The following is a 20,327-nucleotide window of genomic DNA, read 5'->3' on the forward strand; positions in this document are numbered from 1 at the left end:
CGGGGTTAACCCCGCCCGTTGCTTCACCTGCGCTCATGCGCGAAAACCACGGTCGGTCTCTGGTTGCCGCTGGATGAAAGACCGGGGTCACGTCAGATGCAAAACGCTTTGACGTCGAGGGTACGCACCAGCCTTTATCGGCGAAATGATGAGGAGAGACAATTGTGGCTGAGAAAGCTGCGTTTATCCTCTTGGTTGAGGATGACCCTGACATAAGCGCCATCGCGGTCATGGCGTTACATCTTGATCCAGGCTTCACGGTGACAGCCATGCGCACGGGCGCCGATGCGCTGCAGCATCTAGAGCGCTCACCCAAACCGGATCTCATCCTGGCTGATAACAACCTGCCGGACATGGAAGGGGTGGCCCTCGTCAAGGCCATCAAGGCTGCCATGAGCGAGGCACCACCGATCGCCTTTTTCACCGCGTCGGTACGATCGTCCGACATCGCGCGTTATACAGACGCGGGCGCGATCGGCACGATCGCCAAGCCGTTTGATCCGATCGGCTTGGCTGCTCAGGCCCGGGCGCTACTCTCTTCGACGTTTAGCTAACGGGTGACGTCGTTTTTCATCTGCGTAGGCAGGATCTTCATTCAGCACTCGCGCGCTAGGAGGATCGCGCATCAGCGGTGAGGGTACTGCAATGACCGATCGAGCCGATCAGGTGGAGGCGTTCGCCTCTGTCTTCGCGGAGTGCTTCGGGATCCGGGCGGTGGAAGTTGCGGAGCGCCAGCGCGAGCAAGCACGCGGTACGGTTCGAGCGCGATGGCAGCAGATCGTCGAGGTGCTTCCCGTGGCTGCGTTTTCACCAGCGTAACGCCAGATCCTGCTCAGCCTTCTGGTCTCGCGAGAGTGGTTCAGGGCGCGCGGGGTGAACCGCTAGGCGCCGCGCCAGGTTCGATGGATCTGAGTTAAGCCGCGAGCCTGCGATCCACGGCCTGTCCGATCTCGTCCCACCGCTTAGCCGCAGCTAGATCGTGCGCGCGAATGGCCGCTATGATCTGATCAACTACCTGCTGCCTCGCGCGGGCTCCGTGGCGCGCGACAAGGGCAGCCGCCGTCTGTTCGATGTCATTGTCGTTTGAAAAGCGCACGCCGAGCAGATGGCGAGTGAGCGTGAGCGGCGCCACAGCAGACTTGATGAGCTGATCCCTTGCTGGGACGGTGCAATCCCGCGCCTAAGCCAGCGCGGCGCCGGCCCGCGCGGCAGAAGCTACAAACACTATGAGGTAGGCTCGGCGACAACCCCGGCGCGTCTCACCGGACCCCGCGGATCGCACATGCGCCGCCTTACCTTTTCTCCATGTGTGCTTCGGTCACGCCGCGATCGATGATGCCGTCCGATCGCCGGTCTACCGAGCTTTCCGCGGCCCGTTCAAGCCGGGTGGCTAGCCCTCTCGGCTACTGATAGCCGCCGTTCTCCTCGCGCTCTCGCGCGGCATCCTCTTGCACTTTCTCCATTTCCTCGGTCTCCTGCTCCGGTGTGGGGGCGGCATCGTCGTCGCTGCGATGGTCGGTCATCGACGTCTCCTCTGCGGCCAGAACGCAGCGCAGGCACGACATGTCCGCGACGGTCATGCCGACGTGGTGATTTCGCCTGCGGCGACCGCGATCATCGCTCTTCCTTGATCCGACAGACGATAGTGACCGGGGCGCTCCCGCTCGAACCAGCCGTAGACGTTGCGCGACAGAATGGTGCCGGCGTCCTCCGCCAGGTGGCGCAGATCACGCGGCCGCGCCCCGGCGTCGCGCATCGCCGCCGCGCAGGCGAGCGCGCGCTGACGATAGGCGGTCATGATCGGCTGGCGCGATGAGCCTCCGGCAGTCGGATCGCCCTGACGCATGGTATGTTCTTTCACGAGCCGGCGACGCAGCGGTAGGTTGGGGCGCGGGCGATATGGCACGGGCTCGCAGAGCACCGCGACGAGGTCCAGACGCAGGTCGACAGCGAGCAATCCCACACCCAGCAGGCGGCACAGGCGTGTGACCCGCTGATCCTGGTCGCGGCCGCGGCGCGAGGCGGCCACAGCGAGATAGACGATATCTGCGCCGCGCATCCGGTCTACGGCCTGGAGCACCAGCTCGAGCGTGAACGACAGCTTGAGCTCCGCGACCACGATGAGCGGCGGCTCGCCAACGCGAAGCCCGACGGCGTCGCAGCCGCAGATCTCGCCCTTGACCGCGAAGCCTTGAGCCTCAAGGAACGTCTTCACTGGTTCGTACAACGCGGTCTCGCGCCAGTCGGTGGCATGTGGCGCGCGAGCCGTCGCGTCAGACCCGCTCATGCCGCACCGCGCACCGCGACGGCGAGATCGCTTCGGACCGGACCGACCGCGGCGACGAGTTCGCCGCCCTCGCTCTCGGCTCGGGTGCGGGTGACGATCGCTCCGGCGCGCGTGTCATAGCAGACGACGTCATAGGCGCCGTCGGCTAGCCCCGGGACGTGCAGCACGGTGGCGCTCGCGTCGTGCCGCGGGGCAAGCGTGCCCTCCGCGTCGATCGCGTCGGTCCGTACGAGCCATGCGAGCGCCTGCCGCTCATCGCCGCAGCCGACCGTCGCCACCCCGCGATCGGCGCAGCGCAGCGCCGCGGAGAGATTGCGGCGACGAAAGGCGCTCCAGTCGATGAGTGGCAGGAAGTCCGCCAACCCTCGCTGTGCCACCCGCATCCCCCGCGTGAGAACATGCGGGTGGCGGTTGGGCCAGCGCATGCCACCGCCCGCGCCGCCGCTGGCGAGATGCGCCCATTGGATGTGGCGGAAATACTCGTCGTCGAAGGCGCTGGGCAGCGTCTGCTTGCGATCCTTGAAGCGGTGGATCGGGCCGTGCTCGGAGTCGAACACCGGGCGCGCGGGTCCGGCGTCGATCACCGCGGCGCGCATCAGCCGGGCAGCTGCGAGCGCCGGAGCGACGGTGTCGCGCGGGTTGTCGATCGTGCCATGCTCGTAGAGGTGGGTGTTGGCGAAATCGAGCGACCGGTGGCGGAAGATCGGCTCCACCAGCGCGGGGAAGCGGATCAGCTCGGGGCCGAAGATCGAGACGGTCTGGAGATTGGCGTAACCGAGCCGGCTGCGCTCATGCGTGCGCAGCCATCTCGACAGGTCATCGATAAAGGGAGCGATCGCGGCCGGGTCGTCGCCGCCGTGCGCCGGGTGGATCTCGTTCCACAAGTCCCAGGCGAACAGTGCGGGGCTGCCGCCCCAGCGGTCGCTCGCGAACGCCAGCCTCTGCTTGATCGCGCGTCGCGTCTCGGGACAGGTCAGCCACGTGTCGCGGCCGGCACACGGGCCGCCGTTCGCGCGAGCATAGGGATGCCGCTGCCAACGGATCCACATGAAGAAGGTGTCATAGGGCGTGAGCAGCACCCTCAGCCCGACGCGCTCGAGCAGGCGGAACAGGTCGTCCCACAACCGCACCATGGCAGGGACGAACCGTCCGGCGGGACGTTCGAGATAGCGGTGCTCGCCATGACAATATTCCAGCATCAGCCGGATGCAGGTGACGCCGTGCGCGCGCAGCTCGAGCAGGTGCCGCTCGACCGCCGCGAGGTCGCGCCGCCGGAACAGTGGCGCGAGGTCGGGCCAGGTGATCGCGTCATTGTGCCCGATCGGCGTCCAGGATGCGCCGTCGTCGGTCGTGAAATAGGGTGAGCCGGGCACCACGCGGACGCGGGCCATCGCCGGGGCGAGCGAACCTAACGGAACATGCACCGGCGCCGGATAGCCAGTCCGGCATGCCGGCACCATCGCGAAATCACCGCGGTGGAGCGACGACGCGGCTTACTTGATGTGGCGCAATCACATTCTGCTGAAGCCGAGGCGGATCGATCGCTGGCCGCTCGGAACGGCGGACTCGACCACGTGGTCGCGCAACCACCGACGCATCGCCGTCGGCATAGCGCCACCTAGCGATCCCTCTCTCGAGCGGCACGTGGGCAACCTCCCTGTGCGATCGCGTCACACAGAAGGATGTCCGACGCAGGATCTCGCGATCCGGGTCAGCGTTAGGCTGCCGCTACATAGGAGCAAACGCATGGCCAGACTGGCAAAATTCACGATTGAGCCCGACGGCGATGGATATCTGCTGCACATCGAGGGCGACGACGGAGAGTCGCTCGAACTGGTCGCCTCGGTCGAGCAGCTCGATCTACTCGGTGAAGCGATCGACCAACTGCTGGAGCAGGAAGACGCCGACGCCGACGACGAATAGCGCCTCCTGACCCGGACGGCGCATCCAGCGCTCGCCCGAGTCCGAGGTGACGAGCTGCCGGATCGTCGCGGCGATCCGGCGCTTCACAGAGGTCTTTCAGCTCATCGCCGGGCCGAGCACCATCGTCGACGGCGAAGGGTCTCCTGCGGCCCCGCCCAGCGGACGGAGATAGCGGATAAGCTATCCGGCGCTGCCGTATTCTGGCCAGACTGCCTGCGAGAAGACGCCACCGTCGACCAGCAAGGTCTGCCCGGTGACGAAGGCGGACTCCGGTCCGGCGAGCCAGACCACCGCTGCGGCCACATCCTCTACCGTGCCGACGCGTCTCATCGGTGTGATCGGCGACCAGCGGCCCGCGTAATCATCCACTTCGGCGCGCGTGCGATCGGTCTCGATCGCGCCTGGCGCCACGCAATTGACGCGTATGCCATGCGGCCCCAGCTCGAGCGCCGACACCTTGGTGAGCTGCTCGATACCGCCCTTGGAGGCGGTGTAGTCGACCAGACGCGGGAAGGCGAGCAGATTGCAACCGGATCCCACGTTGATGATGGCGCCGCCTGTCCCGGCCGCGACCATCCGGCGGGCAGCCGCTTGAGTATGCAGGAAGCAGCCTTTGAGGTTGGTCCGGATCACGCGATCCCAGTCCTCCTCTTCGAGCTCCAGCAGCGGCGACCATGTCTGAACCCCGGCATTGTTGACGAGGACGTCAGGCGTTCCACCCCAGTCTGCGAGAGCGGCGTAGAAGGCGTCGACCTCGCGCTTCACCCCGACATCCGATCGGTGTGCCATGGCGCGCCTTCCCATGGCCTCGACCGCCAAGACGAGCGTCGCGGAGTGATCCTCCCCCGTGGTAAAGTTGAACGCGACGTCACAGCCCCGGCGCGCCAACGCCAGCACCATCTCTCGGCCGAGACCGTCATTGCCGCCGGTGACCACCGCCGTTCTGCCCGAACCTGACATTCACGCATCCTCCTCGAAGATCGTCGAATAAAGCCGTGAAGGGCCATCGGGCGAAGGTCAAATCTCCCGCGGGCGGATAAGCCACTCAGCCGGCGAGTGGAGCATGGGAGAAGATCTGGAGGAGCGAACGGCAGAAGCTGGTGCCGGGGCGGGCCGCTCGAAATGATTGATCGTCGGTGGCGTGAGCGCCACCTGCGCCGAACCCCCCTGCATGCGCCCGCTATCACGTGCGGCCATGTTCTGATGCCGCGGCGAGCAACGTTTCTGCCGCTCCGGCGGGCGTCGGCCGGCCGAACAGATAGCCTTGGGCATGGCCACAGTTCTGCGCGAGCAGATAGGTCGCCTGCTCCGGCTTCTCCACGCCTTCGGCCACCACCGCGATCCCGAGTTGGTTGGCCAAGCCCAGCACGGCGTTGACGATGGCGGCGTCACCTGGGTTCGTCAGGAGATCGGCGACAAAGCTGCGATCGATCTTGATGACGTCGACCGGGAATTCCCGCAGGTGCTTGAGCGAGGCATAGCCCGTGCCGAAGTCGTCGAGCGCGACGGTGACGCCGGCATCGTGGAATGCGGCCAGCGTGTCGCCGACACTGTCTGCTCCGCGGCCGAGGAAGACGGTCTCGGTCACCTCGAGCTCAAGGAGCTCGGCGGGCAGCTCGTAACGGCCAAGCTGCCCCATGATGCGGTCGTACAGATCGTCGCGGCGGAACTCGGCAGGTGACAGGTTCAGCGCCACGCGCGTGGGCGGCAGGCCCATGTCGCGCCAGCGCGCGAGATCGGCACAGACCCGCTCGAGCATCTGCTCACCCAACGAGATCGCCGCGGTGAGATCGTCGAACGCGGCCGCGATCGTGTCGGGTCCCTGGATGCCCAGAGTGTCATGCCGCCAGCGCAGAAGCGCCTCGAACCCCGACAGCGTGCCGTCGCTCAGTCTCACCTTGGGTTGGTAGAACGGGATCACGCGATCATCGCGGGCGACCATCCGCGCGACCGAAAGCATCGACGTTCGGCGCTGCATGCTCGCCCGCATCTCGGGACGAAAGCGCGAGAGTTCTCCCCGCGCGCTTGCCTTGCCGGAATAGAGCGCGAGATCGGCCGTCTTCAGCAGATCACGCGCGCCGCGCCCATCCTGCGGATAAAAGGCCAGGCCCGCCGTCGCCTGGCAGGCGAGCGTGACCGAGTCGGTTGCGACGGGCGCGCGCAGCGCGCGCAATGCGGCTCGCAGGCGTTCCATCGCAGGCTCTTGTGAGGCGGCCTCGAAGATCGCGGCGAACTCATCGCCGCCAAGGCGCGCGATCACAGCGTCTCCGCCCAGCGCCGCGACGAGCCGCTCCGCGACGGTCCTGAGTAGCAGGTCGCCGGCGTCGTGCCCGACCGTGTCGTTGGTCTCCTTCAGATGATCGACGTCGAACAGCGCGAGCGTGAGCACCGCGCCAGCCGGTCGATCGGCGCGGGCGATGGCTCCATCGAGGAGGCTGTTGAAAGCGGCTCGGTTGACCAGTCCGGTCAGAGGATCGTGCTCGGCCGCCCAACGCACGCGCTGCTCGGCGGTGAGCTGCTCGGTGACGTCGCGGACGGTGACGAGGACGCGCTCAATCCGACCATTCGCCGACTTCACTCGCCAACCACTGGTCTGCATCCAGCGCAGCGCACCGTCGTCGGCGCGGTGAATGCGGACGGTCAGCTCGAAGCGAGGGTGAGCGTCGCCGTGGCTGATCGAGTCGACGAGCTGCTGCAGGATGGATCGGTCTTCCGGAACGACCAGGGCGAGGGCAGTGGCAGGCTCCGCCGGCACCTCGGGAGCGAGACCGAGCATGGCACGGAATACGTCCGACCATAGACGTTTGCCGAGCAGGACATCATAGTCCCAGATACCGACGCCCGCCGCCTCCGCGGCTAAGCGGAAGCGTTCCTCGCTAGCTTGCAGGGCCGCCTCAGCCCGTTTCCGATCGTCGATGTCTTCGAGCGTGCCGAACCAGCCGAGCACCGCGCCCGAGCGATCCACCCGTGGTGAGGCACATGAGCGGAACCAGCGATGGCCGCCGGGCGTGCGTAGACGATAGTCGACGTCGACCGGTGAGCTGGTCTCGAGCGCCAAACGCCAGGCGTGCAGCGTCGGCTCGACATCGTCCGGATGAAGTGCGTGAAGCCAGCCGCTGTCCAGCGCCTCGGCGAGATCGATGCCGGTGACGTCGGTCCACCGGGCGCTAACGGTGCGAATGGCGCCGCTCGCGTCCGCGCTCCAGCTGATGTGCCGGGCCATCTCGACGCTGGTGCGGTAGTGATCTGCCTCTCGCTGAGCGGCGGCAAACGCCTCCAGCAGAGACCTAGAGGCTTTGGAAGGCCTTGAGGCGAGGTCGAGTTTCGATGTTGGCCGCCGCATCGAACCAGCTTTCCAGCCTGCGTTACCCTATACAGCCCGTCAGCGATCACCGCTTGGCGCTGAAGAAACCTGTAGGTAGCAACACTTTAGGCTTGGTTAGCGCAAGCCAGTCCAGCGAGAAAAAGCAGGCAAATCGATAGACATAGGTCTAGCGTGATCCCGGTTGTGAGGCGGCCAAGGGCGTCCTGCGCTGAAGGAGCAGCATACTGCGGACTTGGCGAAGAGGCAGCTCCGCGACGCGCCGGGTCACCGTAAGATCGACAGGCAACCGAAGCTGCGGAACCGGCGAGGCACCGCGGCGACCGCGGTTGGGTCGACGTTCGCATTCTAAAATTCTGGGCTATGTCGCGGCCTACCAGTGTCCGCCTGTCGCGCTGCGGGTCATTCCGATGGGCGTCGCCTACGCCCCATCACGACCGCCGGCCGGCGGACGGAACCTGATCACTCTGCCTTTCAAACGGCCGCTCGCGTGCCGGTTTGCACGCAGCGGTGTTACGACGTCTTGTACGCGCGTCCGGACTGGATCAGCCGCTGACGAGCGGTGTTGCCGGGCACCGCTATGTGGGTCGCCGGGTCGAATTCGTGCCCGGCGCCTGGAGCGTCGTTCGGCACCCAGAGTTCCACGACGGTGTTGGAGTAGCTCACCGGGAGGTAGCGCACCCAATAGCCATCCGGGTGATGGCTCCAACGGCCGCTCGGTACGTCCGAGCTGCCCTTGCCAGTGGGCGCTGCCCCGGCGAGCACGGCGACGCGTTCGAGTTCGCCGAAGCTGGTGCCGGGTGTCACCAGCATGCGACGCAGGTCCGCTTCTGCCTGCATCGCCTGCCGGATCTCGCGCGGCAGATTGTCGGCGATCGGCCCCTGCGACACCATGTCCATCACAGAGCGATTGAGCGCGGCGAGTTGGCGCGGCGGCAGCAGTTGCGCCGCGATCGCCTTGTGCTCCGTCGAGAGATCCTCCAGCTTCGCGCGGGCGACGATCGCCCAGAGAAGCGTCTGGATGTCGTGCTGCTCGATCTCGGGGTGCTGGACCGAGTTGCGCACGATCGTGATGACCGCGTCCTTGGCCGCACCGAGCGGCGGTGCGTAGAGATAGCCGTCTCCGCCGCCCGGCCCGTAGGTTCCGGCGTGAAGGCAGTAGCTCTGGTCGTGGAAGCTGTAGTAGCCCGGCTGGAGGATGAAGCCGCCGGCGGGCGTGCGCTGGAGCGCGGTCAACGGCTGCTTGGGTGCGGGTGGTGCGAACCCGTCCTTCGTCGGGTCTGCCCATCGCGCATCGGCAAGACTGGTCGATATCGGCTCCTTGCGCAATGTCGGAAGGTTGATGCCGCCCGGCACCAGCTTCTTCAGCATGCCGAACTGACCACTCGCCGGCACCGCGAGCGTGGCGACCAATGAGGCGGTCACGGCACCGAGCAGAAAAGCGCGCAATTCCTGTCTCCCCCGAGAATTTTGGGTGCGGTCATTACGCTTGGACAACGCTCAGGGAAAGGGGCGGCGCGCTGAAGCGAGATCCTGACCGTCGACCCGATCACCCGAAGGTCGCACCGGCGATCGCGAGGGGCCTCGCGCCTCAGGCGAGCAGATCGGACTGCTTCGTAGCGCATCGACCGCCGTGGAGCGCATCCTCCCGTCGTCCAGGCGAGCTAACGATGCCGGTTCTGCTAAATCGCCGTGGCGCGAGGCGGCGGTAATTTACAATATTGATGAAAGCCGCGCTGATCCGATCACTGCCGCAGAATAGCGCTTGCTCAAGGCTGCGAAGACTGGATACCAGATAGATCATAACAAAGGGGCGGCGTAGATCGGCCCTCGCATCGGGGAGGATTGAAATGAAGGTTTCAGTCAAGGCGGCGCTGCTCGCCAGCGGGATGATCGTCGCGTTTCCAACCTTGGCGCAGGACATGCCGCAGACGGCGCCGCCCACGGCGGGGGCGCCGGTCACGAGCCCGCCCGGCACGGAGCAGGAGCCGACGCCCGTCGCGGCGCAGGTCGGACCGGGTGAGAGCGAGGCCGCTGACGAGATCGTCGTCACCGGCATTCGCGGCAGCCTCGCGTCGTCGGCGCGGATCAAGCGAGACGCGCAGCAGATCGTCGACACCATCTCGGCCGAGGACGTCGGCAAGTTCCCCGACGCCAACATCGCGGAATCCCTCCAGCGCATCACCGGCGTCGCGATCGACCGATCCGGCGGCGAGGGCCAGTTCATCACGGTGCGCGGGCTCGGGCCCGAGTTCAACACTGTCCTCGTCAACGGCCGCGTGATGGCGACCGACAATCCCGGGCGCGAGTTCTCGTTCGACGTGCTGTCGTCGAACATGATCCAGCGCACCGACGTGTTCAAGTCGAGCGTGCCCGAGCTGCAGGAAGGCGGCATCGGCGCCACCGTCAACGTCATCACGGCGCGCCCGCTCGATGGCCGCAGCGGCTTCCACGTCGCCGCCTCGGCGGGCGGCATCTACGACACGCTGCGCGAGAAGCTCAGCCCCGATTTCTCGGCGGTGACCTCGCTAACCAACGAGGCCAAGACGCTCGGCATCGTGCTCTCGGGATCTTACACCGATCGGCGCAGCCAGCTCGACTATATCCAGACCGATGGATGGTTGTTCGGCCCGCAGAACGTCGTCAACGGCAGCGCTACCTCCACCGGGCTGACGACGGGCGCGCTGGGCAACACCGGCGCCACCGTGAACGTGCCGCAGAACCTCGCCTTCGCGCGCCAGCTCGACCGCCGCCGTCGGATCAACCTGGCGGGCGCGGTCCAGGCGCAGGTGACCGACCAGCTGCTACTGACGGTTGACGGCATCTACTCCAAATTCGACGTGTTCACGCATCGGAACATCTTCGCCAACTTCTACTCGGCGCCCTATATCGGCTTGGAGCTCGACGATACCGCCTCGGCGATCGGCTTCAACCGGCCCGGGCAGCAGTTCCTCGCCGCCAACCCGCTGCTGGCGGACCGCGTGTCGCTCTCGCAGAACGACAACATCGTCAACAACAACGATCGCCGTACCGAGACCTACCAGGTAGGCGGCAACCTTAAGTGGAACCCGACCGAGGACGTCGAGGTTCGGCTCGACGCGTCGCGCACGCGCGCAACGCAGCGCAACCCCACCCAGTTCGTCGTCGTCGGCTCGCTCGCGCAGACCAGTCCGCGGTTCGACCTCAACGTCGGTGACCAGGTCCCCACCGCGTCCAACTTCGGCAACATCACCGATCCGTCGCTGATGCGCGCGCACTTCACCGGCATCGACGCCAATCGCGTGCGCGACACCAGCTCGGAATATCACATCGACACCGACTATAAGATCCACGACAGCGTGCTGCGCTCGGTGCGGATCGGCATGGCCTATTCGGACCGCACCAAGATCCGCCGCTTCTTCAGCAATTCCGACGGCAACTGCGCCTATTGCGGCTATGACATCCCGGTCGACCAGTCGCTGCTGTCGCCGTACACGCTCGACAACTTCCTCAAGGGCGTCTCCGGCGCGCAGAACGCGCCCGGGCAGTTCTTCACCTACGACACCGACGCGGTGATCGCCTTCCTCTCCAATCCCGCCAACCTCGCTCGCGCTCGTCAGGGCCGGACCGCGGCGGAGCAGGCCGCCGAGGCAGCGCGCCTGCTGGCGCTGCCGGGCGGTCCCTATGGCGTGCGCGAGAATGTCGGCAGCACAGCCAACGTCAACGAGCGGCTGCTCGCCGGCTATATCGCCATGTCCTTCGGCGGCGAGCGCTGGAGCGCCAACGCGGGCGTGCGCGTGGTGCGGACCCAGACCGTGTCGCGCGGCTTCGCCCAGCCGGTGATCAACATCACCAACACGCGCGGCGACGACACCTTGGTCTTCACCTACGGCGAGTCGACCCCGGTCTCGATCCGCAACAGCTACGTCAACGCGCTGCCGTCGGCGAACATCAAGTTCAACGTCACCGACAAGTTCATCGCGCGCGCGGCCTTCTCGCAGACCGTCACGCGGCCGACGCTGACTGACCTCGGCGTAGACAATTCGTACGGCGGCCGCGTGTCCGTGCCGCAGTCGAGCGGCGGCAACCCGACGCTAGAGCCGTTTAAGTCGACCAACTACGATGTCTCGCTCGAATATTACTTCAACTCGATCAGCTATCTCAGCGCCGGCGCCTTCTACAAGGACCTTAGCAACTTCCTCGAACTCCAGACGCTGCCGGTCGAGCGCTTCGGCCGCACCTTCCAGGACACGCGGACGCGCAACGGCCAGACCGGCTGGATCCGCGGCATCGAGGTAGGTGGGCAATATTCACTCGACTTCCTGCCCGGTCCTCTGTCCGGCTTCGGCGTCGCGGGCAACTACACCTATGTCGAGAGCAAGGCGGAGCGCGACGCCTCTCTCGCCGACTATGAGTGCGGCTACAACGGACTGTCGCCGCACTCGGCGAACGGCAGCGTGTTCTACGAGAAGTACGGCATCTCGGCGCGCGGCTCGTACAATTGGCGGTCCGAATACCTGCGCTCGTGCCGCTCGGACCAGGGTCGGCCCCGCAACCGGTCGAGCTACGGCCAGTTCGACTTCAACGTCGGCTACGACATCACGCCGAACGTCCAGATCTACGTTCAGGGCGTAAACGTCACCAACCAGCGGATCCACGAATGGTCCGCGATCGAAGAGCGCTTCCTGCTGCTCCAGGAGACCGGCGCGCGCTACAATTTCGGCGCGCGACTGAAGTTCTGACCGCGGCCGGGGAGAGGCACATGACGAAGGTGGCGCTCGCCGCCGCGCTCGCCGGCTGCCTCCTGGCGGCGCCCACGATGGCGCAGGCGGGGCCGCCCGCGGCGACGGAGACGCGCCGCAGCGTCACCGTCGCCGGGCTCGAGCTGACCGTCGCGGGGGCGCTCGACGGCTTCGCGCTCTCGGTGCGCGCCGAGCCGATCGCGCCCGGCGTGGCGCGCGCGGTGCTGACCCTGACGCGCGCCACGCCGGCACCCCCGCCGCGGCTGACGATCCGCTGGTCGCAGCCCTCGGTGGATATGGCGGGGATGTGGACACCCGACGCGAGCCTGGGCCGGACGATCGTGCCCGATTTCGCGTCGACGCGGCTGCGCTCGACGCTCACCGCCGCGGCGCCCGTCCTGGCACTCTACGGTCGCGGCGAGCAGAACCGGCTCACCGTCGCGGTCGAGGAGGCGGTAACGCCGGTGCTGCTCGCGGCCAGGCTGCGCGAGGAGGATGTGCGCGTGTACGGCAGCGTCGAGCTGTTCAGCGAGCGCCACGCGCCGATCACGCGCTACACCACCAGCCTGCGCCTCGACACGCGCGCGATCCCCGTCGCGGACGCGCTCGGCGACGTCGCGGCCTGGTGGTCGCGCCAGCCCGGCAAGGTGCCCGTGCCCGCGCCTACGGCCGCGCGCGAGCCGCTCGATTCGACCTGGTACAGCTATCACCAGGCGGTCGACGAGGCGACGGTGCTGGCCGAAGCCGAGGCGGCGGCGCGTCATGGCTTCAAGGTGATGATCGTCGACGACGGCTGGCAGACCGGCGACACGAACCGCGGCTACGCGCATGCCGGCGACTGGCGCCCGGAGCGGCTGCGGCGCATGCGCGTCGTCACCGACGCGCTGCACGCGCGCGGGATGAAGGGGATGCTGTGGTTCTCGGTGCCGCTGGTCGGCGACGAGGCGGCGGTGCTGCCGCGCTTCCGCGGCAAGATCCTGCGGCGCTGGGCGGAGCAGCGCACCAACGTGCTCGACCCGCGCTACCCCGAGGTGCGCGCCTATCTGGTCGAGACCTTCCGCCGCGCGGTGCGCGACTGGGGCTGGGACGGGCTCAAGCTCGACTTCATTGACATGTTCAGCAGCGACGAGACGACCGTGCTCGACCGCGCCGACGGGCGCGATACCGCCTCCGTCTACGAGGCGGTCAACCGCCTGATGGTGGACGTGATGGCGGCGCTGCGCGCGGTCCGCCCCGATGTCATGATCGAGTTCCGCCAGCCTTATAGCGGGCCGGTGATCCGCACCTTCGGCAACATGCTGCGCGCCTCGGACGCGCCGAACGAGTCGATCCTCAACCGCCAGCGCATCGTCGACCTGCGCCTGCTCGCCGGCGCCACCCCGGTCCACGCCGACCCGATCGTGTGGCACCCCGACGAGCCCAGCGACACCGCCGCGCTCCAGCTGCTCGACACGCTGTTCGCGGTGCCGCAGGTATCGATGCGGCTCGACACGCTGACGCCCGCGCACGCCGCGATGCTGACGCACTATCTCGCTTACTGGCGCGCCAACCGTGCCGTGCTGCTTGACGGGCGCCTTCGTGCGGAAGGACTCAACGCGCAGTACGAGCTCGTCCGCGCCACGTCCGCCGACAAGCAGATCGTCGCCGCTTACGCCGATCGCGCCATCGCGCTGGACGAGCCGGTACGCGCGATCGACCTCGTCAACGCCACCGCGGCGTCGCGGCTGGTGGTGGAGGCGACGCGCGATCTCGGGCGCTACGAGGCGCGCGCCGTCGACGCGGAAGGGCGAGCGGTGTCGCGCACGCTGATCGACCTGACGCGCGGCGCGCATGTCGTCGCGGTGCCGCGGGCAGGGATCGTCGCTCTGGTGCGTCGACCGTGAGCGGCGCATCGCTGACAGCAACGCCGGGCATCACGTCCGACGCGGCGGCGACGTCGACCGACGCGACCGCGCCGGGCAAGAGCCACTATGTCGTGCTCGACGGGCTGCGCGGCGTCGCGGCACTGATGGTGGTCCTGTTCCACACGTTCGAGGCATATGCCGATGGTGACCCGACGCGGCAGATCATCAACCACGGCTACCTGGCGGTCGACTTCTTCTTTCTGCTCTCGGGCTTCGTCATCGCTTACGCCTATGACGACCGCTGGGGGCGGATGGGGAAGCGAGAGTTCTACCTGCGCCGGCTGATCCGGCTCCAGCCGATGGTGGTGCTGGGCAGCCTGGTGGGCGCAGCGCTCTTCTACCTCCAGGCGGGCGAGCTGTTCCCCCGGATCGCGGCGACGCCGGTGTGGCAGATGCTGCTGGTGATGCTGCTCGGCTGCACGCTGCTGCCGCTACCCAAGCAGTTCGATATCCGCGGCTGGGACGAGATCCACCCGCTCAACGGCCCGGCCTGGTCGCTGTTCTACGAATATGTCGCGAACATGGCCTATGCGCTGGTGCTGCGGCGGCTGTCGGCGCGCGCGCTGACCGTGTTCGCGGCGCTCGCGGCAGCGCTGCTGCTGGAGGTCGCGCTGCTCGGGCCACGCCGTGACCTGATCGGCGGTTGGTCGCTCGACGCCGCGGGCGTGCATGTCGGCTTCGCGCGGCTGTGCTACCCGTTCCTCGCCGGCATGCTGCTGATGCGTTCGGGTTGGCGGCTGCATCACCGGCATGCCTTCGCGATCAGCGCCGCGCTGCTGATCGTCGCGCTCGCCCTGCCGCGACTGGGTGATACGCCGCACCACTGGACGAACGGCCTGTACGATGCCGGCTGCGTGCTGCTGCTGTTCCCGCTCGTGGTCGCGCTCGGCGCCGGGGACAAGGCCGCGACGGGACGGAGCGTGCGGATCGCGCGCTTCTTCGGCGACCTGTCGTTCCCGCTCTACATCACGCATTACCCGCTGATCTACGTCTACACCGCCTGGGTGGTCGACCGGAAGGTGCCCCCGCGGATCGGCGTTCCGGTCGGTGCGGCGCTCGTGGTGGCGGCGGTGGCGATGGCCTATGCCAGCCTGAAGCTCTACGACGAGCCGATGCGGCGATGGTTGAGCAGTCGTCTACTACGTCACCTTGGCCGTTGACCGAAGTGGAGCCGATGCGGTCCGGCCGGATGAGAGTGTCAGCGATGAGTCTGAACGAGTGCACGAAATCAGCACACGCTCAGGATGTCTCGCGTGACGGCTCTCGGGTCAGCTCTTAGGTCGCCTCGACAAGCTCGATCACCCAATCTCCCGCCATTAGGCGCTCCGCTTGGGCTTGTGCCACCTCGATCACCTTCTCCTCGCGGTAGATCCGGACAATTTGGCTGCCCGCTGCGTCACGCGCAGATGTGCCAATCTCCTCTGCTCGTACAGCACGTTCCCGCAGCTCGATCCGGCCAGCTCGCGTGACCAGGTCGGTGACGTAGTCAGCAACATGCGGTCCGGTGGTGCATTGGGCGAGCAGCTGTCCACCGAAGCTGACGGGATTGACGATGATGGTCGCGCCTGCGTCACGGGCAAGTAGCTCGTTCTCGATAGCCGCGATCGACACGGCGATGCCCGCACGCGGAGCAAGTCGACGACAGGTGAGGACGATAAGAACGGCGGTGTCGTCCCGGCCCGGGCAGACAATGATGTTGCTGGCAGCCTCAACCTTCGCGATCTCGAGTACCCGATTGTGGGTCGCATCGCCCTCGACCGTTGCGACGCCCCACTCCTCGGCGAGCCGCAATCGGCCGCTATCCTCATCGACGACGACGATGCGCTGGGGAGAATGACCTCGTTCAAGCAACTCGCTGACTGCCGCTGAGCCCGATCTGCCATAGCCGCAAACGATGACGTGATCCTTCAACTCATGTCTGACGAGGCCCATGCGCCACCGCTCCCAGCCTTGCCTCAGCATGAAGCTGTAGGCGCTACCCAGAAATATGAGGAACACGAAGATCCGAATAGGTGTGACGACGAACGTGTCGAACATGCGCGCAGAGTCGCTGACCGGTACGATGTCGCCGTACCCCACGGTCGTGACCGTGACCACGGTGAAATAGACGATGTCTAGGAAGCTGACCGACCCGTCCGTATTGTCCCTGAGCCCGTCCCGATCGACCCAGTGTCCGCCGAGCGCGATGCCGATGAGCACGAGCACCGCGACACCGCGGATCGCCAACGTCGTCAACGGACTCAGTCGTCCAGGACGGTAAAAGCGTGGGCGTATGTCTAGCACCGCGGACCGCGCCGCCATCCGACCTGGGATCAACGCCTGCGGTTTCGATCGGCGATGTCTCACTGAGCGAGGCCAGGAGCGGACTGGATCATACCGGCATTCTCGACGACGCCCTTTGCCACGCGCAAGGCTTTTCGTGCGGCGTGTATGGATGCTTCGGTCTGGTCGTGGTGCCGTCCCCGTCCAACGTACGCGTCACGAAGCCGCGGCGACGCCAGCCCGCGCGTCGGCGCATCGAGGAGGATGGTTCCGCACCGCGCCAGCCGCTTATGCCAACCTGCCTGGCGGCGAAGGCCAAGAACAGCGCTCGTCAGCACAGCGAAGCCCGCGATGTGGAGCACGTCCAATGCGGCGAACGGGCCAAGGATGGTGCCGCGGGCAACCGCCATGAAGGTCGCGACGAGGCCGGGCGGAACCATGATCAATGCGATAGCGGCGCCAGCCTAGCCTAGCCAAGCCGCCGGTGTAGCTCGACGTGCGGGCCTTCAGCAATCAATCAGCCCGGCAGCACGAAGAGGATGATCCAGGACGAGGGGACGATCGCAGGGACGGGCGCATCGGCGCTCTCCGTTCCTGCGGCACGCTGTTCCCCAGCACGATCATGGCGGAGCCTGGATCAGGCCTCGCCGAACAGCTCGCGCTGGCTCTTCTCCAGCTCCTCACCGTAGCGCCTCCGCACGTGCGCCTCGGTCAGCAGGCCAAGCACTTTGCCGCCCTCGTCCACCACCGCCAGCTCCTCGCGCTGCGCCGCGTCGAAGCACGCCATCACCGCGCGGATGTCCGTCTCGGGGCGCAGCATGTCGCCTTGCCCCTGTGCCAGCGTGAACACCTGCGTGTCGTCGTCGATCGCGCCGTCATGCGCCGCGACGGGATCGACGATCCCGGCATAGCGGCCAGCCTCGTCGAGGACGATCACGCGCTTGGTCGAGCCGAGCGGGAAGCGGCGGCGGAACGCGGCGGCGCCGGTGCTGCCCGCGACCATATTGGGCTGGCGCCGCATCATGCGCCCGGCGGTCAGCGCCTTGACCCAGCCGACGTCGCGCGCGCTGCGGATCGTTTCGCCGCGCAGGTGCAGCCGCCACGTCGAGAAGGAATAACCGAAGAACTGGCGCACGATCGTCGACGAGACCAGGCTCGCCGCCAGCACCGCGCCGCTCAGGCTAAAATTCCCCGTCGCCTCGAGCACCAGCATCGTCATGGTGAAGGGCGCACCGATCACGGCGACCGCGAGCGCCGCCATCCCCACCATCGCGGCGTTGCCCGGGTTGAGCATCGACTCCCCCGCCACCCAGCAAAGCGCGCCGGCATAGAGATGGCCCACCAGCGTACCGAGGAACAGCGAGGCGAAGAATAGCCCACCGCGGAAGCCGAAACCGAGCGAGACGATCGAGGCCAGCGCCTTGGTCAGCAGGATCGTCGCCACGAAGGCGAGCGGCACTCCACCGGTGATGTCGAGGTGGAGCGCGCTATGTCCGGCGGAGAGCACCTGCGGCGACACCGCCGCCAGCCCCGCCAGAAGCGCGCCGCCGATCACCGGACGACTCCACCCCGGCAAGCGCGCGCGCGTCTGCGCCTCCACCGCACCCACCGAGCGCATGATCGCGATGCCGATCAGCGCGCACAACACGCCAAGGACGCCGTAGATGAGGTATCCGAAGGTGTGGATCGTCGGCCCGCGCTCGACCGCGACGATATAGGGAGCGGTACCGAGTCGCTGCGCCACCTGCGATCCCGCCAGAGCAGCCGCGACGACCGGCGCGACCGCGGCCGGCGTGTAGGCGCCGATCACCACCTCGAAGGCGTAGAAGGCACCTGCCAAGGGTGCACCGAAGGCGGCGGCGATCGCCGCCCCCGCCCCCGAGCCTACCAGAGTGCGGACGTCGGCGCGGCGCAGCACCAGCCAACGCCCGCTCGCCGAGGCGATCAGCCCGCCGAGCTGCGCGTAGGCCGCCTCCAGCCCGACCGAGGCGCCGAAGCCGTTCGACAGGATCGTCTGCCCCGATACGATCGCGCTGTCGCGCGCGGAGAGCTGCCCGCCGTGCAGCGCATTGGCCTCGACCGCGTCGACTAACGAGCGGCGCCGCGCGCCGACGATCCGATTGAAAGCCACCAGCACCGCGCCGCCGAGCGGCAGCACGAGCAGCTGCCACCAGTCGAGCGCGGGTACGCCGCTGAGCCGCAGGTCATCGGGCAGACGGTACAGCAGGTGCTGCAGCGCTCGCGCCAGCGCGCCCTGCACCACCGTGAGCAGCCCGGCGCCCATGCCGACGAGCACCGCAACCAGCACGAAGAGCAACTCGAATGAGCGCACGCGGGCGCCAAGCGAGCGCGACCAGGCCGGCCAGCGACGCAGACCGCGCGCGATCACGTGCGCTTAGGTGCGGGGCGAGACATGGCACCGCAGTGCCTGCACGCGACGCGCCTGTCACCTCCTCGCACGACGTTTACGGCAGATGACAAGACCACGAGTCTGAACGTTCGAGTCCGATAAGGGGGCGCCCCAAGCTCGCGCTCGGCCGCGGGAACCGTCGGCATCTAGGTTATCGCTCTATCAGGTGGCCGGACAGCTGCGCGGAACGGCTAGGAGGCTTGAACGCCGAGATGAATGAATGGGGTGGATGGCTCCCGCTCACGGCATCGAGGTGCCAAAGTGCGAAGGCTGTCAGGCATTCGCGAGCATATGGGAGCCACCCGTTATCGAGATTAGCACGATCGGCCTTGATCTATGATCCGCTGAAGCTCGGCGCGGTGCCCGAGCCGGGGACGTGGATGAGCCTGATCGTGGGTATGGGGCTCGTCGGCATGATGCTGCGCCGGGCGCGTGCGGCGTCGAGGCTTAGGCGATCCGATACCGCGGCGAATAGCCCTTTCTGTCGAGATGAAGGACGAGCCGACGTTGAAAACCGAGTCAGTTCGCCCGGATGCTCGATACTGGATTGCGAGGCGTCTTTCGCGAACCTGTTAGATCAACCCTCGTGAACATCGAGCAGCACGCGCAGCCGTTCGGCATCTTCGGGTGACGCGGGATTATAGATGATCATCCCCAGCTCCGGCCTGCCTTCGACAGCGAAGGAGGAGAACTCCATCGCGAGCAGCCCTGCGTCGGGGTGGTGGATCCGTTTCACGCCCTCTCCGTGAGCGACCACGTCGTTGTCCTGCCACAGGGCCGCAAATTCGGGGCTGATCCCGCATAGCTCCCCCACCAGCTTCGTGACCTCCGCGCTGGCACTCGCGCCTGCCCGCGCCACGTCGGCGCGAAAGGCGCCGACGACGAACCGAGCGATGCTCTCCCAGTCTTCGTTCCGCCTGCGAACATGGTCGCTGCCGAACATCAGGCGGAGAATGTTGCGTCCTTCACGCGGCAGCTTTGCATAGTCGGTCAGCAGCACCGCCGCCGCACGGTTCCAGCCCACGACATCCCACATCGCCGTTTTGATGATGGCCGGGCTCAACACCATTCCGTCCAGCACGCGCTGCAGCCGGGAAGTGATGCCGTCAACTGCCCGATAGCGCGCCTCGGGCAGACGCCCGAGGCCCAGCATGTACAGGTGCTCGCGCTCGGGTTCGGTCAGCATCAGCCCCTTGGCGATACGGTCGAGCACGTCTGCCGACGGCGCGCCGCCGCGGCCCTGTTCCAGCCACGTGTACCACGTCGGGCTGATATTGGCTCGGCTCGCCACCTCCTCACGTCGGAGGCCAGGCGTGCGGCGCCGACCGCCGCCGAACCCGAACGCCGCCGGATCGAGCCGGGTGCGACGATCGCGCAGATACGTACCGAGCTGGTTGGGCGCCTCGCTCGTCATGGTCGATCCTGTTGCAGCTTATACCCCTATAATCTCACTACTTTAACAGGGTTCAGCTGTCCGCGATATGCCGCTTCGACAAGA

Annotated in this window: 18 protein-coding genes; 7 read left to right on the forward strand and 11 right to left on the reverse strand. The window is 67.0% G+C overall.

Going from position 1 to position 20,327, the window contains the following annotated elements; genetic code table 11:
• Positions 1–164 precede the first annotated feature (164 nt).
• Positions 165–554: a response regulator gene (locus FHY03_RS15295; protein ID WP_183923644.1), complete on the forward strand. Its 390-nt coding sequence runs from the start codon at positions 165–167 to the stop codon at positions 552–554.
• A gap of 91 nt (positions 555–645) precedes the next feature.
• On the forward strand, positions 646–819 hold the full coding sequence (locus FHY03_RS15300; RefSeq protein ID WP_183931603.1) for a hypothetical protein: 174 nt from the start codon (positions 646–648) through the stop codon (positions 817–819).
• 94 nt (positions 820–913) lie between these two features.
• Here FHY03_RS15300 and FHY03_RS15305 read toward each other — a convergent pair whose 3' ends face one another.
• The 4 genes from FHY03_RS15305 to FHY03_RS15320 form a co-directional block, all read right to left on the reverse strand.
• Positions 914–1,132 carry a hypothetical protein gene (locus tag FHY03_RS15305; protein WP_183931604.1) on the reverse strand — a complete coding sequence of 73 codons (219 nt, stop codon included), beginning with the start codon at positions 1,130–1,132 and terminating at the stop codon, positions 914–916.
• A 271-nt stretch (positions 1,133–1,403) separates the two neighbouring features.
• On the reverse strand, positions 1,404–1,580 hold the full coding sequence (locus FHY03_RS15310) for a hypothetical protein (protein WP_183931605.1): 177 nt from the start codon (positions 1,578–1,580) through the stop codon (positions 1,404–1,406).
• Positions 1,577–2,287: a DUF2161 family putative PD-(D/E)XK-type phosphodiesterase gene (locus tag FHY03_RS15315; RefSeq protein ID WP_183931606.1), complete on the reverse strand. Its 711-nt coding sequence runs from the start codon at positions 2,285–2,287 to the stop codon at positions 1,577–1,579. The genes FHY03_RS15310 and FHY03_RS15315 overlap by 4 nt, the downstream gene beginning before the upstream one ends.
• Positions 2,284–3,678, reverse strand: a complete 1,395-nt coding sequence (locus FHY03_RS15320; protein WP_183931607.1) for a hypothetical protein — start codon at positions 3,676–3,678, stop codon at positions 2,284–2,286. Before FHY03_RS15320 ends, FHY03_RS15315 begins: the two co-directional genes overlap by 4 nt.
• A gap of 355 nt (positions 3,679–4,033) precedes the next feature.
• On the opposite strand from FHY03_RS15320, the gene FHY03_RS15325 reads away from it, so the two are divergent.
• Positions 4,034–4,210: a hypothetical protein gene (locus FHY03_RS15325; RefSeq protein ID WP_183923638.1), complete on the forward strand. Its 177-nt coding sequence runs from the start codon at positions 4,034–4,036 to the stop codon at positions 4,208–4,210.
• 180 nt (positions 4,211–4,390) lie between these two features.
• Here the strand turns inward: FHY03_RS15325 and FHY03_RS15330 are convergent, their stop codons facing one another.
• From FHY03_RS15330 to FHY03_RS15340, 3 genes are all read right to left on the reverse strand, one after another.
• Positions 4,391–5,170, reverse strand: a complete 780-nt coding sequence (locus tag FHY03_RS15330; RefSeq protein ID WP_183923636.1) for an SDR family NAD(P)-dependent oxidoreductase — start codon at positions 5,168–5,170, stop codon at positions 4,391–4,393.
• A 223-nt stretch (positions 5,171–5,393) separates the two neighbouring features.
• Complete coding sequence (locus FHY03_RS15335) at positions 5,394–7,553, reverse strand: bifunctional diguanylate cyclase/phosphodiesterase (RefSeq protein WP_260159303.1); 2,160 nt, start codon at positions 7,551–7,553, stop codon at positions 5,394–5,396.
• Between the two features lie 492 nt (positions 7,554–8,045).
• Positions 8,046–8,945, reverse strand: coding sequence for a hypothetical protein (locus tag FHY03_RS15340; protein ID WP_183931609.1), 900 nt, complete (start codon positions 8,943–8,945; stop codon positions 8,046–8,048).
• A gap of 437 nt (positions 8,946–9,382) precedes the next feature.
• Between FHY03_RS15340 and FHY03_RS15345 the strand changes: the two genes are divergently transcribed.
• The 3 genes from FHY03_RS15345 to FHY03_RS15355 are packed head-to-tail and all read left to right on the forward strand — an operon-like array spanning position 9,383 to position 15,317.
• The gene (locus FHY03_RS15345; protein ID WP_183931610.1) at positions 9,383–12,253 is read left to right on the forward strand and encodes a TonB-dependent receptor; all 2,871 of its coding nucleotides are present in this window, start codon (positions 9,383–9,385) and stop codon (positions 12,251–12,253) included.
• A gap of 20 nt (positions 12,254–12,273) precedes the next feature.
• Positions 12,274–14,136: a glycoside hydrolase family 36 protein gene (locus FHY03_RS15350; RefSeq protein WP_183931611.1), complete on the forward strand. Its 1,863-nt coding sequence runs from the start codon at positions 12,274–12,276 to the stop codon at positions 14,134–14,136.
• Positions 14,133–15,317, forward strand: coding sequence for an acyltransferase (locus tag FHY03_RS15355; RefSeq protein WP_221190255.1), 1,185 nt, complete (start codon positions 14,133–14,135; stop codon positions 15,315–15,317). Before FHY03_RS15350 ends, FHY03_RS15355 begins: the two co-directional genes overlap by 4 nt.
• Before the next feature lie 115 nt (positions 15,318–15,432).
• On the opposite strand, the gene FHY03_RS15360 is transcribed toward FHY03_RS15355, so the two are convergent.
• From FHY03_RS15360 to FHY03_RS15370, 3 genes are all read right to left on the reverse strand, one after another.
• Positions 15,433–16,392 carry a TrkA family potassium uptake protein gene (locus tag FHY03_RS15360; RefSeq protein ID WP_260159311.1) on the reverse strand — a complete coding sequence of 320 codons (960 nt, stop codon included), beginning with the start codon at positions 16,390–16,392 and terminating at the stop codon, positions 15,433–15,435.
• 107 nt (positions 16,393–16,499) lie between these two features.
• Positions 16,500–16,859, reverse strand: a complete 360-nt coding sequence (locus FHY03_RS15365; RefSeq protein ID WP_183923624.1) for a hypothetical protein — start codon at positions 16,857–16,859, stop codon at positions 16,500–16,502.
• Positions 16,860–17,056: 197 nt separating this feature from the next.
• Positions 17,057–18,808 (reverse strand): chloride channel protein, encoded by a 1,752-nt coding sequence (locus tag FHY03_RS15370; protein WP_311721887.1) that lies wholly within the window; start codon positions 18,806–18,808, stop codon positions 17,057–17,059.
• A gap of 233 nt (positions 18,809–19,041) precedes the next feature.
• Here FHY03_RS15370 and FHY03_RS15375 point away from each other — a divergent pair, with 233 nt between their 5' ends.
• Complete coding sequence (locus tag FHY03_RS15375; protein ID WP_183931765.1) at positions 19,042–19,419, forward strand: PEP-CTERM sorting domain-containing protein; 378 nt, start codon at positions 19,042–19,044, stop codon at positions 19,417–19,419.
• Here FHY03_RS15375 and FHY03_RS15380 read toward each other — a convergent pair.
• On the reverse strand, positions 19,407–20,243 hold the full coding sequence (locus tag FHY03_RS15380; RefSeq protein ID WP_183931613.1) for a helix-turn-helix transcriptional regulator: 837 nt from the start codon (positions 20,241–20,243) through the stop codon (positions 19,407–19,409). The genes FHY03_RS15375 and FHY03_RS15380 overlap by 13 nt on opposite strands.
• Positions 20,244–20,327: the final 84 nt, after the last annotated feature.

Source organism: Sphingomonas sp. BK345 (genome assembly GCF_014193845.1).
Lineage (GTDB): Bacteria > Pseudomonadota > Alphaproteobacteria > Sphingomonadales > Sphingomonadaceae > Sphingomonas.

Bases quoted from the DNA above. Each gene is read 5' to 3' on its own strand.
- FHY03_RS15300 (WP_183931603.1), top strand. From the start codon at position 646: ATGACCGATCGAGCCGATCAGGTGGAGGCGTTCGCCTCTGTCTTCGCG.
- FHY03_RS15310 (WP_183931605.1), bottom strand. From the start codon at position 1,580: ATGACCGTCGCGGACATGTCGTGCCTGCGCTGCGTTCTGGCCGCAGAG.
- FHY03_RS15315 (WP_183931606.1), bottom strand. From the start codon at position 2,287: ATGAGCGGGTCTGACGCGACGGCTCGCGCGCCACATGCCACCGACTGG.
- FHY03_RS15320 (WP_183931607.1), bottom strand. From the start codon at position 3,678: ATGGCCCGCGTCCGCGTGGTGCCCGGCTCACCCTATTTCACGACCGAC.
- FHY03_RS15325 (WP_183923638.1), top strand. From the start codon at position 4,034: ATGGCCAGACTGGCAAAATTCACGATTGAGCCCGACGGCGATGGATAT.
- FHY03_RS15330 (WP_183923636.1), bottom strand. From the start codon at position 5,170: ATGTCAGGTTCGGGCAGAACGGCGGTGGTCACCGGCGGCAATGACGGT.
- FHY03_RS15335 (WP_260159303.1), bottom strand. From the start codon at position 7,553: ATGCGGCGGCCAACATCGAAACTCGACCTCGCCTCAAGGCCTTCCAAA.
- FHY03_RS15345 (WP_183931610.1), top strand. From the start codon at position 9,383: ATGAAGGTTTCAGTCAAGGCGGCGCTGCTCGCCAGCGGGATGATCGTC.
- FHY03_RS15350 (WP_183931611.1), top strand. From the start codon at position 12,274: ATGACGAAGGTGGCGCTCGCCGCCGCGCTCGCCGGCTGCCTCCTGGCG.
- FHY03_RS15365 (WP_183923624.1), bottom strand. From the start codon at position 16,859: ATGGTTCCGCCCGGCCTCGTCGCGACCTTCATGGCGGTTGCCCGCGGC.
- FHY03_RS15375 (WP_183931765.1), top strand. From the start codon at position 19,042: ATGAATGAATGGGGTGGATGGCTCCCGCTCACGGCATCGAGGTGCCAA.
- FHY03_RS15380 (WP_183931613.1), bottom strand. From the start codon at position 20,243: ATGACGAGCGAGGCGCCCAACCAGCTCGGTACGTATCTGCGCGATCGT.